Source organism: Cobetia sp. QF-1, from assembly GCF_002213105.1.
Classification (GTDB): domain Bacteria; phylum Pseudomonadota; class Gammaproteobacteria; order Pseudomonadales; family Halomonadaceae; genus Cobetia; species Cobetia crustatorum.
The window spans coordinates 1-16,787 of sequence record NZ_NBVS01000003.1 but is presented as its reverse complement, the minus strand read 5'-3'; the positions used below and the strand labels follow the sequence as shown (position 1 = coordinate 16,787).

The 16,787-nt window shown below is 58.3% G+C and carries 12 protein-coding genes; 10 read left to right on the top strand and 2 right to left on the bottom strand.

The window, feature by feature from the left end; all coding sequences use genetic code 11:
* Nucleotides 1–75: 75 nt before the first annotated feature.
* Nucleotides 76–1,056 (top strand): HTH-type transcriptional regulator CysB, encoded by a 981-nt coding sequence (gene cysB, locus CFN46_RS06610; protein WP_088743072.1) that lies wholly within the window; start codon nucleotides 76–78, stop codon nucleotides 1,054–1,056.
* Nucleotides 1,057–1,195: 139 nt separating this feature from the next.
* Here cysB and CFN46_RS06605 read toward each other — a convergent pair whose 3' ends face one another.
* A complete protein-coding gene (locus tag CFN46_RS06605) occupies nucleotides 1,196–1,822 on the bottom strand; it encodes a phosphoadenosine phosphosulfate reductase family protein (RefSeq protein WP_024952395.1) in 627 nt (208 codons plus the stop codon).
* Between the two features lie 226 nt (nucleotides 1,823–2,048).
* Nucleotides 2,049–3,500 carry an aminodeoxychorismate synthase component I gene (gene pabB / locus CFN46_RS06600; protein ID WP_088743071.1) on the bottom strand — a complete coding sequence of 484 codons (1,452 nt, stop codon included), beginning with the start codon at nucleotides 3,498–3,500 and terminating at the stop codon, nucleotides 2,049–2,051.
* Between the two features lie 179 nt (nucleotides 3,501–3,679).
* Here pabB and CFN46_RS06595 point away from each other — a divergent pair, with 179 nt between their 5' ends.
* From CFN46_RS06595 to CFN46_RS06555, 9 genes are all read left to right on the top strand, one after another.
* Entirely contained in the window at nucleotides 3,680–4,552 is an 873-nt protein-coding gene (locus CFN46_RS06595; RefSeq protein ID WP_088743070.1) for an alpha/beta fold hydrolase, read from the top strand.
* 400 nt (nucleotides 4,553–4,952) lie between these two features.
* The gene (locus CFN46_RS06590; RefSeq protein ID WP_024952394.1) at nucleotides 4,953–5,747 is read left to right on the top strand and encodes a GntR family transcriptional regulator; all 795 of its coding nucleotides are present in this window, start codon (nucleotides 4,953–4,955) and stop codon (nucleotides 5,745–5,747) included.
* A 65-nt stretch (nucleotides 5,748–5,812) separates the two neighbouring features.
* On the top strand, nucleotides 5,813–6,724 hold the full coding sequence (gene prpB, locus CFN46_RS06585; RefSeq protein WP_024952393.1) for a methylisocitrate lyase: 912 nt from the start codon (nucleotides 5,813–5,815) through the stop codon (nucleotides 6,722–6,724).
* A gap of 134 nt (nucleotides 6,725–6,858) precedes the next feature.
* A complete protein-coding gene (gene prpC / locus CFN46_RS06580; protein WP_024952392.1) occupies nucleotides 6,859–7,998 on the top strand; it encodes a 2-methylcitrate synthase in 1,140 nt (379 codons plus the stop codon).
* 125 nt (nucleotides 7,999–8,123) lie between these two features.
* A complete protein-coding gene (gene acnD / locus CFN46_RS06575; protein WP_024952391.1) occupies nucleotides 8,124–10,784 on the top strand; it encodes a Fe/S-dependent 2-methylisocitrate dehydratase AcnD in 2,661 nt (886 codons plus the stop codon).
* Nucleotides 10,781–12,010 (top strand): 2-methylaconitate cis-trans isomerase PrpF, encoded by a 1,230-nt coding sequence (gene prpF / locus CFN46_RS06570; RefSeq protein ID WP_088743069.1) that lies wholly within the window; start codon nucleotides 10,781–10,783, stop codon nucleotides 12,008–12,010. The genes acnD and prpF overlap by 4 nt, the downstream gene beginning before the upstream one ends.
* 151 nt (nucleotides 12,011–12,161) lie before the next feature.
* Entirely contained in the window at nucleotides 12,162–13,736 is a 1,575-nt protein-coding gene (locus CFN46_RS06565) for a bifunctional 2-methylcitrate dehydratase/aconitate hydratase (RefSeq protein WP_088743068.1), read from the top strand.
* Nucleotides 13,737–13,863: 127 nt separating this feature from the next.
* Nucleotides 13,864–14,457, top strand: coding sequence for a LemA family protein (locus CFN46_RS06560; RefSeq protein WP_024952388.1), 594 nt, complete (start codon nucleotides 13,864–13,866; stop codon nucleotides 14,455–14,457).
* A 40-nt stretch (nucleotides 14,458–14,497) separates the two neighbouring features.
* Nucleotides 14,498–16,402, top strand: coding sequence for a M48 family metalloprotease (locus tag CFN46_RS06555; RefSeq protein WP_088743067.1), 1,905 nt, complete (start codon nucleotides 14,498–14,500; stop codon nucleotides 16,400–16,402).
* Nucleotides 16,403–16,787: the final 385 nt, after the last annotated feature.

Here is a 16,787-nt window from a genome sequence, read left to right as displayed (position 1 = left end):
CAAGGTGGCCGGCCATGTCTGGGCCACTGTCACGCTGCCTTGCGTCGACGGGGCTTCTCAGGAGAGTGATGCCGCATGAAACTCCAGCAGTTGCGTTATATCTGGGAAGTGACCCGACACAATCTGAATGTGTCGGCCACGGCGCAAAGCCTCTATACCTCCCAGCCGGGGATCTCCAAACAGATCCGCCTGCTGGAAGATGAGCTGGGTGTCGAGATCTTTGCACGCAGCGGCAAGCATCTGACGCGCGTGACCTCGGCGGGTGAGTCGATCGTTGAGCTGGCAAGCCAGGTGTTGCGGACAGTGGAAAACATCAAGCATGTCGCGCAGGAGCACAGTGATGACCGCCGCGGTAGCCTGTCGATTGCCACGACACATACCCAAGCGCGTTATGCCTTGCCGCCGGTGATCGCCGATTTCACGCGCAAGTACCCAGATGTTGCGTTGCACATGCAGCAGGGCACGCCCAAGCAGATCGCCAGCATGGTGAGCGAGGGGCAGGCGGACTTCGCCATCTGCACCGAGTCGCTGGAGCTATTCAACGACCTCATCCTGCTGCCGTGCTATCGCTGGAATCGCTGTATTCTGGTGCCGAAGGACCATCCGCTGGTGGCTGTCTCTGAAGGCAGCGGCCTGACGCTTGAGTGCCTGGCGGATTACCCGTTGGTCACCTACACCTTCGGCTTCACCGGGCGTAGCCAGCTGGATGATGCCTTCAAGACGCAAGGGTTGACCCCGAATGTGGTGCTGACGGCCTCGGATGCCGATGTGATCAAGACCTATGTTCGTCTGGGCATGGGCATCGGTATCGTGGCGCACATGGCGGTGGATGAAGTGGCTGATCAAGACCTGGTCGCGTTGGATGCCACGCATCTGTTTGATAGCTCCACCACCAAGATCGGCATTCGTCGCGGTACCTTCATGCGCAGCTACATGTTCGAGTTCGTCGAGCGCTTCGCACCGCACCTGACGCGTGACCGTGTCGAGGCGGCACTGGCAGCAGGCCCGCGTCATGAGCACGAGATTTTCCATGATATCGAGCTGCCGATACGCTGATTCTCGTGACCGAGGATCAACATGCCTGCATGGAAAGTGAAATCCCTGCTGAGTGAGTCGCACATGAAAAAGCCCGCCTCTGAAAGAGGCGGGCTTTTTGTTTCCAACGAAGGCCGCAAGCTGGGTTTGATGAGCGCTATCAGTGTGCCAGGTGCAGGCCACATTCGCGGTTATCTTCCGCCTTGGTCGGATCAACGTAGTCGAACTCGTTGGGCAGGTCGTGGGCGACCAGATACTCATGCATCTGCTTGGAAGACCAGTTGAGCACTGGCGCGACCTTGATCAGGCCATCGCCATTCAATGAGGCCGGCTGCATTCCAGCACGGAAGGCAGTATCGCTGGCACGTACGGCGGTGAACCACATCTCGGGATTCAGTTCGCGCAGGGCACGTTCGAAGGGCTCGAGCTTCACTTCACGAGTGAAGGCTTCGTGACGCGGATCATCGATATGCGGCGTGAGGCCATCGACGGCTTCACGGTGAGCGCGAGTGCGCTGCGGCAGATAGATGATGCGGTTCAAGTTCAGCTTGCGCGTCACCTCATCGGCGAAACGATAGGTGGCATCGGTGTTGTAGCCGTTGTCCATCCACACGATGGGAATGTCGGGACGAAAGCGCGTGACCATGTGCAGGATCACCGCCTCGAATGGACGGAAGTTGGTGGTGCAGATGGCGCGCTTGTCCAATGACAGTGCCCAGCGTGCTAGGGCTTCGGGATCATTGCCAAACTCGGCATTGATACGGGAAAGATCGAAAGTATCGGACATGATGAGGCTCCAGAACGAAGGCACGTCCGAAGGAGCGGGACGCAGGGCTGATCAGCGTGCATGACGACCATCAGCAGGCGAATATCGCTCAAGGAGACGTGCGGGAATGCGCCTACCCTATCAAAGGCAGGCACCACTTCCCCAATACGAATTGGTTCGATCGTTATATGCCATTGAGTTATGGCCGAGGATAAGACTTATAACAACTTCCCGATACTGGTGGGTATCATGCCAGTACATCCATCAGGCGTTGGATCTTGGCCAGGCTCTCGCGATATTCGGCTTCTTCCTCGGAATCCGCGACCAGGCCGCCGCCGCCCCACAGGTGTACGTGGCCCTCGGCGATCACGGCGGTGCGGATCGCGATGGAGGTATCCATATGGCCGCGGATATCCAGATAGCCGAGGCTACCGCAGTAGCCGCTACGGCGTACTGGCTCCAGTTCTTCGATGATCTGCATCGCGCGTACCTTGGGAGCACCGGTGATGGAGCCACCGGGGAAGGCGGCACCGAGCAGATCCAGAGCGTCGTAGCCTTCGGCCAGCTCGCTGGTGACGGTGCTCACCGAGTGATGCACGTTGGCGTAGCTTTCCAGTGCACACAGTGAGGGGACCTTGACACTGCCGGGAGCGGAGACACGCCCGAGGTCATTGCGTAGCAGATCGACGATCATCACGTTTTCAGCACGGTCCTTGGGGCTAGCCATCAGTTCAGCCGCCAAGTGCGCATCTTCTTCCGGCGTCATGCCGCGCGGACGCGTGCCCTTGATGGGCTTGGTCTCGACGGCGCGATGATTTACCTCAACGAAGCGTTCCGGCGAGACGGAGACGATGGCCATTTCCTCGCCTAGGGTATCCTTCCAGCTCAGGTAGCCGGCATAGGGCGTCGGCGTCGCGCGGCGCAGCTTGCAGTAAGCCTCCCAGCTGTCACCGTGACAGGCCGCCGTGAAACGCTGCGTCAGATTGATCTGGTAGCAATCACCCGCGTGAAGATAGTCCATGACCTGACGGAAGCGTTCGCCATAGCCCTCGCGATCAAGTCGCGGCGTAAAGGGGGTGTTGAGCACGAAGACTTCTGTGCTCGGCGCTGGATGCTCAAGCCATTCAAGCACCTGCTTGCGTCGCTGTGGCGTGGCAACCAGCCAGCTTTGCTGGCGCTTGTGGTCACAGATCAGTGCCCAGTCATACAGCCCGAGTCGGGCCCAGGGTAGTGGGATGTCGTCCTGTGCCGCCACCGGCAGCTGCTCCAATGCACGCCCGAAATCGTAGCTCCAATAACCGAGTAGGCCCGCGATGAACGGCAGATCACTCGAGGCGAGGTCATGCGCCGCAAGTTGCTCGCCGGAAAGCGAGTGGGGCAACAGCGACAGCAGCTGGCGCTGGGCATCAATTACCGGCAGGGTCTCGAGACGATCAAGCGCTGCACTGAACCTGTCCAGATCGCTCAGCGAGGCGCGTAGCGGTCCACTGAGCTTGCTGCCGTGCTCGGCCTGTTCCAGCAGGGCGATCGGGTCAGTACTGATGATGTCGAAACGCCCTCCGGCACTGGAAGGCTGGCCACTATCAAGCAGCACAGCTTCTGGCCGCGCGCGCAGGCGCGCAAAGCGTGAAAGGGTAGAGGCCTCATCCTCCGGGACGATGGAGTAAGGCAGGGCGACGATTTCGAGCGTGATGGTCATGACAGCTTCCGTTGGCGGACAGGGCATTCTAGGCATCCCGGCGTCATTTGTCCGCCCATGCGTGTGATTCGCTCGTATGGAGTCATCGGACTTGTCGTGGGCGCGACAGCTGATTAAGGTGCCCGTTTCCCGAGCCACGTTGCCCTTCAACGTGTCCGCCGCATTGCTGGAGTCATCGCATGCATCCTGATTTTTCACATGACCAACATTTGCTCGCGCGCCCCGATCAGCAAATCTTCTGGCAGCGTCTGACACGTCGCGATAGTCAGAGCGGGCGGCGGCTGTTGATGCTGCACGGCGCTGGCGTAGCGGGCACTCTGACCTGGGCGCCGCTGATCGGACATCTCACTGCCCATGATGAGCTGATCATTCCTGATCTGCGTGGCATGGGACAGACCGTTGCGCTCGAAGGGGGAGAGCCTTCCTTCACGCTCGAACAGGTGGTAGAGGACGTGATGGCACTGATTGAGACACAGCGCATCACGCACTTCGATCTGATCGGTTATAGCTTCGGTGGACTGGTGGCGATGCGCCTTGCCCAGCGTCTGCGTCATGAACGCCCGGACGTGCGCATCGGCGATATCAGTCTGCTGGAACCTGCGCTGCTGGAACGCGAATGCCACTCCACCATGCTCAAGGTACGTGAAGGTTATGCCGAGGCCGCGCATGCCATGCGTGAAGCCGCTAGCCCCGAGGCGGGTATCACCGCGTTCCTCGACCTGATCTCACCGCATCGCACACGCAATCCGCGTGCTGAACGCATGATGGTGACACGGCTGGCGCACCGTCACCTCGGCTTTGCCAATGCGCTGGATTGCGTCACCCATGCCGTGCGCGAGATCGATCGCGATGTCCTGTTGGCAGATGTCATGGCGGCAGGAGGCGAGGTGCGCAGCATGGTGGGTGGCAAGAGTCCCGAGACCCTGCGTGAGTATCACGGCCTGTTGGCAGAACGTCATGCAGGTTGGCAGTCACTGGAAATTCCTGGCACTGATCACTCTCTGCCTTTCCAGAAGCCGCGGCGCATCGGCGCTGAGCTTAGCTTTGAATGAAGGCCGTCGGCGAGGTTGTGTGAGTCAGTGCTGAACGATTGTCGACAAGTCATCGAATATCTCATCATAGACCGTTATTGAAAAAGCCCTGTCAGTGTCCACTGACAGGGCTTTTTCTCGCCTGTAATTCCACGGTATATCGCTGCTTCTGGAAAGGGTGAAAGAATGAAGTCTTTGCGCTGTTAGGCGTATGAGGGTTGTTTTATCAGGTTTTATTGAACGTGGTTATCCACGTCTACCGCCAAAGGTGTAGACGTGAAGGTGGATTGTATCTTGACCCATCTCAGCTGGCTGGCTAGTCTGGCAGTCATTGAATGATTGTCGACAATGGTGTGTCGTCACGATTCACACATCCTTGTGCTAATTCCTGTCCCTTGCTTAGCCGGATTGCCTGACTGCCATGACCACCGATGCTTTTCACAACGCCACTGCAGCCCGAAGCTTGGCGCGTGGCGCCACTGCCGAACTGGCCGGTAGCGCCGCTGCCAGCGGAGCCCCCTTGCCGGCAGCAGTGACCCCGGAAGTACGCACGCTAGCCGAGCGAGTCTTTCATCAGCTGCAAGACGCTATCGTGCGAGGCGAGCTGGCACCGGGCAGCAAGATCACTGAGCCAGGGCTGGCGCAGGCCTATGGCATCTCGCGTGGCCCCTTGCGTGAAGCCATGCGCCGCCTGGAAGTGCATCGGCTGATTGAGCGTGTGCCGCATGTCGGTGCGCGGGTGGTCAAGCTATCGATGACCGAGCTGTTGGAGCTCTTCGATGTACGCGAGGCGCTGGAAAGCATGGCCGCACGACTGGCTGCGAAGCATATGACCACGGAGGAAGTTGCTCGCCTGCGTAGTGTGCTCAAAAGTCACGAACAGCAGTCGGACCTGAAGACCGGCACCGCCTACTTCCAGAAGGAAGGGGACCTCGATTTTCACTATCAGATCGTGCTCGGCAGCCATAACCACATGCTGATGACGATTCTGTGCGATGACCTCTACTACCTGGTGCGCATGTATCGCACCCAGTTCAGTGCCAGTGGCTCACGTCCTCACAAGGCATTCGTCGAACACCATCGGATCGTCGATGCCATCGAGTCAGGCGATGAAGAACTGGCGGAGCTGCTGATGCGTCGCCATGTCAGCGCTTCACGCGAGAACGTGGCGCGGCGTTATGCAGCCACGCTCAAGGAAGAGCAGGGCGAAGAGTAGTCCGGTTCTAGCGCTAATAATTCCAACACTTTCACTACTTACATGGGCCTAGCCCGGGAGATGTCATGTCACGCCACCTGAGTTCCACCGCCTTGCAGAGCCCCGGCGCACGTTTTCGCGCCGCGCTTGAGGCTAATCGTCCGCTGCCTATCGTTGGCACTATCAATGCTTATACCGCGATCATGGCGGAGCGCGTTGGCCACAAGGCGATCTATTTGTCTGGTGGTGGCGTGGCCAATGCCTCCTATGGTCTGCCGGATCTTGGCATGACCAGCATGAATGACGTGCTGGAGGATGCGCGCCGTATCACTGCGGCCAGCGAGCTGCCGCTGCTGGTCGATATCGATACTGGGTGGGGCGGCGCTTTCAACATCGCCCGCACGGTCCAGGAGATGGAGCGTGCGGGTGTCGCGGCAGTACACCTGGAAGACCAGGTCGCTCAGAAGCGCTGTGGTCATCGTCCCAACAAGGCCATCGTCTCCTGCCAGGAGATGGTCGATCGCATCAAGGCTGCCGCCGATGCCCGTCGTGATGACGACTTCTATCTGATCGCGCGTACCGATGCCTTCCAGAAGGAAGGGCTTGAGGCTGCGGTTGCACGCGCCAATGCCTGTGTCGAAGCGGGGGCAGACGCCATTTTCGCCGAGGCGGTACATACCTTGGAGGATTACCGCGCCTTCTGTGACGGTGTTGATGCGCCGATTCTGGCCAACATCACCGAATTCGGTGCGACACCGCTATTCAATCAGCGTGAGCTGGGCGATGTCGGCTGCCGGATGGTGCTTTATCCGCTGTCTGCCTTCCGTGCCATGAATGCCGCTGCGCTCAAGGTATATCAGAACATTCACGACAAGGGCGATCAGCAGGATGTGGTCGAGACCATGCAGACGCGCATGGAGCTTTATGACTTTCTCGATTACCACACCTTCGAGCAGAAATTGGATTCGCTCTTCGATGCCGAGAGTCGCAAGGACTAGTTATCGTTCGCTCCACGCGGCTGCACCACGCTACTTACCCTCAGAGCTACCTGATGTTGCTCTCAGGGGGCAACGCTTTATGCCCTACAAGAAAAAGAACAACTCAATGACGTCACTGCCAAGGAGATCACGCCATGTCTGATCACACCTCTACGCCTTCCGCCGCTGCTGCTGGCCTGCGCGGCCAGAGTGCCGGCGAGACAGCTCTGTGCACCGTGGGCCAGACAGGATCTGGCCTGCGTTATCGCGGTTATGATCTGGAAGACCTCGCGGACAACGCCGCCTTCGAAGAAGTTGCCTATCTGCTGCTCAAGGGCAAGCTGCCCAATCGTGAGGAGCTCGCTGCCTATATCGCGCGTCTCAAGAGTCTGCGTGGCCTGCCGGATGCTCTGAAGGCGGTGCTTGAGCAGATTCCGGCCAGCGCTCATCCGATGGATGTGATGCGCACCGGATGTTCGATGCTCGGCAACCTGGAAACAGAGGCCAGCTTCGATGAGCAGGCGGATCAAGCGGACCGGATGTTGGCGGTGTTCCCGTCGATCATCAATTACTGGTATCGCTTCAGTCACGATGGCGTGCGCATTGAGACCGAGACTGATGATGACTCCATCGGCGCGCACTTCCTGCATCTACTGCATGGGGAAGCGCCGAGTGAGCTGCATGCCGCAGTGATGAATACCTCGCTGATTCTCTACGCAGAGCATGAATTCAATGCCTCGACTTTCACCGCTCGTGTCTGCGCCTCGACGCTTTCCGATCTGCATTCCTGTGTCACAGCCGCGATCGGCTCGTTGCGTGGGCCGCTGCATGGCGGTGCCAACGAAGCAGCGATGGCGATGATTGAATCCTGGCGGTCACCGGAAGAGGCCGAGCGCGAGATTCTTGGCATGCTGGAGCGCCGCGAGAAGATCATGGGCTTTGGCCATGCCATCTATCGTGAACGTGATCCGCGCAATGCCATCATCAAGGAGTGGTCACGCAAGCTGGCGGATGATGTAGGAGATACGCAGCTCTACGCCGTCTCCGAGCGCGTCGAGTCTGTGATGTGGCGCGAGAAGAAGCTGTTCTGCAACGCCGATTTCTTCCACGCCAGCGCCTATCACTTCATGGGCATTCCCACCAAGTTGTTCACGCCGATCTTCGTCTGCTCGCGCCTGACAGGGTGGGCGGCGCATGTCTTCGAGCAGCGTGCCAACAATCGCATCATTCGCCCTAGTGCCGATTATACCGGCCCCGAGCATTGTGATTGGCAGCCCATCGATCAGCGCGACTGATTTATCGTCTACCCATACTGCCTGGCCCTGCCTGTGCCCGCGTTCGATTGATATCTCGACCGATGCCATGACCGTAGCGGGCACAGGATTTCTACCGATTGCCTGATTGATGAGTCCGGATGCCCATGAATACCGACTATCGCAAGCCCCTGCCCGGCACCGCGCTGGACTATTTCGATACGCGCGCCGCGGTAGAAGATATTGCCCCTGGCGCCTATGACGGTCTGCCTTACACCTCGCGTGTGCTGGCCGAGAATCTGGTGCGTCGTTGCCCGCCTGAGCAGCTGCGTGACAGCCTGATCCAGATCATCGAGCGCCGCCGAGATCTCGACTTCCCTTGGTATCCCGCCCGCGTGGTATGTCACGACATCCTGGGACAGACCGCGCTGGTCGATCTCGCTGGTCTGCGTGACGCCATCGCTGAGCGGGGCGGTGATCCTGCCAAGGTCAACCCGGTGGTGCCGACCCAGTTGATCGTCGATCACTCGCTGGCGGTCGAACATGCCGGTTTTGATCCGGATGCCTTCGAGAAGAACCGTACTATTGAAGATCGCCGCAACGAGGATCGTTTCCATTTCATCAATTGGACGCGACAGGCCTTTGAGAACATCGACATCATTCCGCCGGGTAACGGCATCATGCATCAAATCAATCTGGAGCGGATGTCACCGGTAATCGAATCGCGCGACGGGGTGGCCTTCCCGGATACGCTGGTCGGTACCGACAGTCATACGCCGCATGTCGATGCATTGGGTGTATTAGCTGTCGGAGTGGGTGGGCTGGAAGCCGAGAGCGTGATGCTGGGGCGTGCCTCCTACATGCGCTTGCCGGATATCATCGGTGTGCGTCTGACGGGCCGCCCGCAGCCGGGTATCACCGCGACCGATATCGTGCTGGCATTGACGGAATTCCTGCGCGCCGAGAAGGTTGTCTCCGCCTATCTGGAATTCTTCGGTGAGGGGGCCGCACACCTGACCTTGGGCGATCGTGCCACCATTTCCAACATGACGCCGGAGTATGGCGCGACAGCGGCGATGTTCCATATCGATCAACAGACGCTGGACTACCTCACGTTGACCGGCCGCGAGCCAGAAAACATCGCACTGGTCGAGCGTTATGCGCGTGAAACGGGTCTGTGGGCAGATGCGCTGACCAACGCTCAATATGAGCGCGAACTGAGTTTTGATCTCTCCTCGGTGGTGCGCACGCTGGCGGGTCCGTCCAATCCGCATAGTCGCGTACCGACCAGCGAGCTGGCGGCGCGTGGCATCTCGGGCGTGATCGAGCATGAGCAGGATGAGGAGGGGCGCGATCTGATGCCGGATGGCGCCGTGATCATCGCGGCTATCACTAGCTGCACCAATACCTCCAATCCGCGCAACGTGATTGCCGCAGGGCTGTTGGCGCGGCGTGCCAATGCGCTGGGTCTGACACGCAAGCCGTGGGTCAAGACCTCGCTGGCACCTGGCTCCAAAACCGTACAGCTGTATCTGGAAGAGGCGGAACTGCTGACGGAACTCGAGCAACTCGGCTTCGGCATCGTCGGCTTCGCCTGCACAACCTGCAACGGCATGAGTGGTGCGCTGGACCCTGCCATCCAGAAAGAGGTTGTCGCGCGTGATCTTTATACGACCGCAGTGCTGTCCGGTAATCGTAACTTCGATGGCCGTATTCACCCGTATGCCAAGCAGGCCTTCCTGGCCTCGCCGCCATTGGTGGTCGCCTACGCCATCGCCGGTACTATCCGCTTCGATATCGAGAAAGATACGTTGGGATATGCGCCAGATGGCTCGCCGATCATGCTCAAGGATCTATGGCCCAGCGATGAAGAGATCGATGCCATCGTCGGTTCCAGCGTCAAGCCGGACCACTTCCGTCAGGTCTATATCCCGATGTTTGAGGTCAAGGACGATCGCGAAACCGGCATCAGCCCTCTATACGATTGGCGTGCGCAGAGCACCTACATTCGCCGCCCGCCGTATTGGGAAGGTGATTTGGCAACGGCGCCCACTCTCAAGGGAATGCGTGCGCTGGCGGTGTTGGGGGACAACATCACCACCGATCACCTGTCACCCTCCAACGCCATCATGGCCAGTAGTGCCGCGGGGGAGTACCTCACCTCGATGGGACTGCCGGAAGAAGACTTCAACTCCTACGCGACTCACCGTGGTGATCACCTCACCGCCCAGCGTGCGACCTTTGCCAATCCCAAGCTAATCAATGAGATGGCCGTGGTGGAAGGCGGGGGTGGCAAGCGCGAGATCCAGCAGGGCTCGCTGACGCGCCTGGAGCCGGAAGGCAAGGTTGTGCGCATGTGGGAGGCCATCGAAACTTACATGCAGCGTAAACAGCCACTGATCATCGTCGCTGGTGCTGATTATGGTCAGGGGTCGTCGCGTGACTGGGCAGCCAAGGGGGTGCGACTGGCGGGCGTCGAGGCCATCGTTGCTGAAGGGTTTGAGCGTATCCACCGTACTAATCTCGTGGGTATGGGTGTGATGCCATTGCAGTTTGAAGCGGATACCAACCGTAAGACGCTAGCGCTCGACGGTAGCGAGATTTACGCCGTCGAGGGTGAGGCGATACCCGGCGCGACACTGACGCTGCTGATTGAGCGTACGCAGGGCGAGCAGGCAGGTCAGGTCGAGCGCGTGCCGGTCACTTGTCGTCTCGATACTCGTGAGGAGCTCTCCATCTATTCTGCCGGTGGTGTATTGCAGCGTTTCGCGGAGGATTTCTTGAGCTCGGAGGCAACGGGCACAAATGCTGAGGAGGTCTCCGCATGAGTCGCCAGCCACAACTGAAAATCCCCGCGACCTACCTGCGTGGCGGCACGAGCAAGGGCGTGTTCTTCCTGCGTGATGAGCTACCAGAAGCCGCCCAAGTGCCAGGCCCGGTACGTGATGCCTTGTTACTGCGAGTGATCGGCAGCCCTGACCCTTACGCCAAGCAGATTGATGGCATGGGGGGAGCTACCTCCAGTACCAGCAAGACGGTCATCATCAGCAAGAGCGAGCAGCCTGGACACGACGTCGACTATCTATTCGGACAGGTCTCCATCGACTCGCCCTTTGTCGATTGGAGTGGCAACTGCGGCAACCTGTCTGCTGCCGTCGGTCCCTTTGCCATCGAGAAGGGATTGGTGTCGGCTGAGCGGCTGCCGCAAGACGGTATCGCTGAAGTCCGCATTTGGCAGGCCAATATCAGCAAGACGATCATTGCACGCGTACCGATGCATGAGGGGTGTGTGCAGGAAACGGGTGATTTTGAACTCGACGGCGTGACCTTTCCCGCAGCAGAAGTCGCAGTCGCCTTCCGTGACCCTGCGGCGGGTGAGGGCAGCATGTTCCCCACTGGTAATGTGATCGATGTGCTGGAGGTGCCGGAGTCAGTCGTGGCTGGCGGCCGTATCGAGGCAACATTGATCAACGCCGGTATTCCGACCATCTTCGTGCGTGCGGAAGATCTCGGTTACAGCGGTACTGAGCTTCAAGACGCGATCAATGGTGATGCTGCTGCATTGGCCCGCCTTGAAATGCTACGTGCCTATGGTGCGCTCCATATGGGGCTCATCAATGATCTGGCGGAAGCCGCGACTCGTCAGCACACACCTAAGGTGGCCTTCGTCGCAGCACCGGCGGATCACATGGTCTCCAGTGGCCGTGAGATCAAGTCAGGTGAGATTGATGTGCTGATCCGCGCTATGTCGATGGGCAAGCTGCACCACGCCATGATGGGGACTGCTGCGGTCGCAATCGCAGCTGCTGCCGCTGTACCTGGAACATTGGTCAATCTGGCTGCCAATGCTCATGAAAGAAGTGAAGGAGCACCGCGTGATTCGGTGTGCTTCGGCCATCCTTCCGGCACTCTACGGGTAGGTGCCAGTGCCGAGTGGATGCCAGGAGAGGGTAAGCGGGGTGAGTGGCAGGTAAGCGAAGCAGTGATGAGCCGCAGCGCGCGCATTCTGATGGAAGGTTGGATACGGGTGCCGTCAGAAACGCTGGTGCTTTAGTCTGCGGCGCTAGCGGTCGCTGCGTGACAATAAAAGACCGGCCCTGCATGGGATATGCAGCTGAGCCGGTCTTTTGTCTTTGTATCAGACAGATATTCCTAACGATACTGCGTTAGAAACATGGATCGATTCTCGATAGGAGAGCACCGACATGAGCAATAAATCGGCAGACACGCATTCTGATGCACCTTCCAAGATTTCTTCCGATGCTACGATTCCTTCCGATAGTACGCAGGCCAGTGATAACCAGCGTCCGGGCTATGATCCTGAGCTGCAGCAGATCGCCGATTACGTGCTGAGTTACTGCAATGGTGATACGGAAGGTAAGCCCAGTCGTGAAGCGATGGATACTGCCCGACTGTGCCTAATGGATACGCTGGGTTGCGGCATTCTGGCATTGCGTTTCCCCGAGTGCACCAAGCATCTAGGCCCGTTGGTCGTTGGCACGCAGGTACCGCATGGAGCGCGTGTTCCGGGCACCAATCTGAGTCTCGACCCGGTCAAGGCAGCGTGGGATATCGGCTGCCTGATTCGTTGGCTCGATTATAACGATACCTGGCTGGCGGCGGAGTGGGGGCATCCGTCTGACAATCTAGGCGGTATTCTGGCAGTGGCCGACCATTTGTCTCAGCAACGTGTCGCCGAAGGTGAGCCGCCGCTGGTGATGCAAGATGTATTGGAAAGCATGGTGATGGCGCACGAGATTCAAGGCGTGCTGGCGCTGGATAATAGTTTCAATCGCGTCGGGCTCGATCACGTACTGTTGGTCAAGGTTGCCACGGCGGCCGTAACAGCTCGCTTGATGGGAGCCAATCGCGAGCAACTTTTATCGGCGCTTTCGCATGCCTTCGTCGATGGCCAGAGCTTGCGCACTTATCGTCATGCGCCGAATGCCGGGTCGCGCAAGAGCTGGGCGGCGGGTGATGCTACCTCGCGCGGTGTGCGGCTGGCGGATATTGCTCTGCGCGGTGAGATGGGGATTCCTGCAGCGTTGAGTGCCTCGCAGTGGGGCTTCAACGACGTATCCTTCAGTCATCTCAACCACGATCTGTCACTCAAGTCTGAAGGTGAGCGTCGTTTGCGTCTGTCACATCCCCTTGGCTGCTACGTGATGGAGAATGTGCTGTTCAAGGTCAGTTTCCCCGCTGAATTTCATGCTCAGACAGCTGCCGAGGCAGCAGTGCTCTTGCACCCCGAGGTGGGTGAGCGGATCGATGAGATTGAGCGTATCGAGATCACCACACATGAGTCAGCGATTCGTATCATTTCCAAGCAGGGCGCACTGGCCAATGCGGCAGACCGTGATCACTGTCTACAATATATGGTGGCCGTGCCGTTGATCTTTGGTGCCCTGACGGCTGAGCACTACGAAGATGACTTTCATGTCGCACATCCAGAGATTGATCAGCTACGAGACAAAATGGTAGTCCGTGAGTCGCCACGTTATAGCCGCGAGTACCTGGAGCCTGACAAGCGCTCAATCGCCAATGCTCTACGGGTAGTCTTCTCTGACGGTACTGCTACCGATGAGGTGGTGGTTGAATATCCACTCGGTCATCGTCGGCGCCGTGATGAAGCACTGGCGCCGCTGGAAGCCAAATATCGAGCCAATCTGACCACCTGTTTCCCTACCGCGCGCTGCGATTTTCTGCAGACACTTTTCAGTGATCAGGCTGCTCTAGAGTCGATGCCAGTGCATCTTTTCATGCATCACTGGATACGTTGAGGTTGTCTCTATCAGTGCGCTCGTGAGGATGCTGCGTTGGAGCTCTCCGATGTAATCTGCTGGTACCAAGGCGTGGCATGGGTACACTGAAAGGCATCTATGCAAGGGATTACATAAAGGACTCCTCATGAAGACATTCCTGCTGCTCGGCGGTATCGCACTGATCGTCATTTACGTGATCGCCATCTACAACAAACTGGTCAGTCTACGTGCGCGTTTCGAAAATGCCTTTGCCCAGATTGAAGTCCAGCTCAAGCGTCGTTATGACCTGATTCCCAACTTGGTCGAGACAGCAAAGGGCTATTTGAGTCATGAACGCGAGACGCTCGAAGGCGTTATCAATGCGCGTAATAAAGCCATGGCAGCACTGAACGCTGCTGCCGCACATCCTGGCAGCATGGATAAATTGGCGAGCCTTGCCGGTGCTGAGCAAGGACTGGCAGCTAGCCTCGGGAAGCTTGATGTGGTGGTCGAGGCCTATCCTGAGCTCAAGGCGGATCAGACCATGAGTGACTTGATGGAAGAGCTGACTGCGACTGAAAATCGCGTGGCTTTTGCTCGTCAGGCCTATAACGATGCCGTGACTGACTACAACGTCTATCGTCAAAGCTTTCCGCAAGTCGTTCTCGCGCCGACCTTTGGGCATCGCACTGATGCGGGACTACTGGCTTTTGATGACAGTGTGAAGATTCGTCAGGCACCGGACGTCAGTTTCGGATGAGTCAGCCTCAACTCCATGACGTAGCGGATAGCCATTACGGATGAACTTCTATCATGAGCAGGACAGTGCCCGACGGCGAACGCGGTTACTGCTGCTGGCCTTTGTCATCATGTCGCTGGCGGTATCACTTGGGGCTGGTGCTGCTGTGCATTACTTCATCAGCCTCTTTCTCGGTAAACCACCAGAAGCATCGTACGGATATGTATTGCCAGTCGCGTGCGTCATCTTTCTGTGCAACGCCTTTGTCGCAGCGCGTGAGTTACGCCGCTTGCAGCAGGGTGGGGCAATAGTCGCTGCGCGCCTTGGTGGTCAGCGGGTAGATGTTGAGACACAGGATGCTGCCCAGCGGCGCGCCTTGAACGTGGTCGAGGAGATGGCGATTGCGGCCAATCTGCCGCCGCCTCAATTGTTCGTATTGCCTCATGAGGCAATGATCAATGCCTTCGCGGCAGGTTATCGCCCGCATGATGCGGTGATTGCACTCAGTCGCGGTGCGTTGGAGCAGTTGAGTCGCAATGAGTTGCAAGGTGTGGTCGCACACGAGTTTGCGCATATTGCCAATGGTGACATCCGGCTTAATCTGCGCTTGGCGAGTGCCGTACATGGGTTGGTGTTTCTCTCCGAGGCGGGTCGCTTCCTGATGGGGGCTGGCCGGATCGGTATATTGGTCGGGGGTGTGGGGTCTTCTCGCTCAGACAAGAAAGGTGGCATGGGCAAGCTGATGCTACTCGGCGTAGCATTGTGGCTGCTCGGCAGCTTGGGAGGGCTCGCTGGACGCTTGCTGCAGCGAGGCGTAGCCCGTTCGCGTGAATATCTCGCCGATGCGAGTGCAGTGCGTTTGACGCGCTTGCCGGATGGCATTGCCTCTGCGCTCAAGCGGATTGGCGGCATGGGCTGGCAGGGGCGAATCCAGCACCCGCGTGCCATGACCTATAATCACCTGTTCTTTGTCGAGACACGCCCTCCCTGGCTGACGGGCTGGTTTGATTCGCATCCGCCGCTGGACGAGCGTATTCGACGACTAGAGCCGCGCTGGGATAGCCACTATCTACCAGCGCGCCAACAGCCGGTACATACCTTCGAGCAGCAGGCCCCTATCGGGGCCGAGATGCTCGGCGGTGTCTTGGCAGGCGTTGCCGGCGCGGCATTCATGGATAAGCTCGCGCAAACTCGTGGAGAGCTCGAGAATCTGACTTTGTCACGTTTTCTGTGTCCACAGCTGGTGGTTGCCATGATCGCACCGATGGAGCTTAAGCAACGCGGCGTGTGGTTTTCCGAACTTGAGCGTCAACATGAGTGGCTGGATGGCAAACGGATACGCGAAATCCGAGTACGCCTCGAGGCCTTGCCGAGAAGAGAGTGGATCGCCTTGCTCAATCGGCTATTACCACGTTGGCGCGAAGCGGATGAGCGTGCGCACCGAATGCTCAAGGCACTAATACCTCCCAATGATCTCTTTAGCTGGTGCTTATGGCAGCTATTGATGGAATCGCTGGACCCAAGGGTAGACCGCAAGAGCGATTCGCTGGGGCTGAATCAATGTCGGGAAGCATGCCAGCATTGGCTTGGATTGATGGTAGGTCTGATGGATGACGAGACGTTACGGCAAGAAGCCTTTGAAGAGGCGACGGCTGAGCTTGGCATGGTACTGGAGTGTTCGGTCACAGCAGCGGGTATTGCTAACCCAGCATTACGTTGCCGCTATCTCACTCATCTTGCGCATCTGCGGCCTATGGACAAGCAGCGCTGGTTTGCAGCACTTGTTCAGGTCGTGCATGCCGACCTGCAGGTGGAGGATGAGGAGATAGCCTTGTTGACATTGCTGGCGCGGGTGATGCAGCTGCCTGAAACGCGTCTGGAAGCTGCGTTGGTGATCAGGCCACGTTCACGGGGCGGCTGGCATGCCCAGCCAGTGCCGCATTCGGTGGACAGCAAACAGGTCTGATGGACGCTTGAGGCGCTGGTTGTCATTAGGCCTTGAAGTAAAAGGGCATTTCTTCTCAAAAGGCCTTGCGCTGAACCGGTCCGGTGCGTAAAGTACGCATCCGCTGCCGGGGACGCATGGCGTTACCAGCGGTGAAAGAGGTGTGCAGGTGATTGTTTTGATTGATGTTTTTCAAGTCTCTTCGAAATGCATCGCTTGACAATCCCGGTAGATTCGCTAGAATGCGCCGCACACCTTACGGAACACGTGAGCGGGCATCGCCCCTCACTGCTTGATGATGCTTAGAGGCAGTCGACTGACTCATCACCAAGTGCTTGACTTCTCAAGCGTTCCCGGTAGAATATGCCTCCTCGCTTAACAGCGACGCTCTTTAAAAATTTGATCA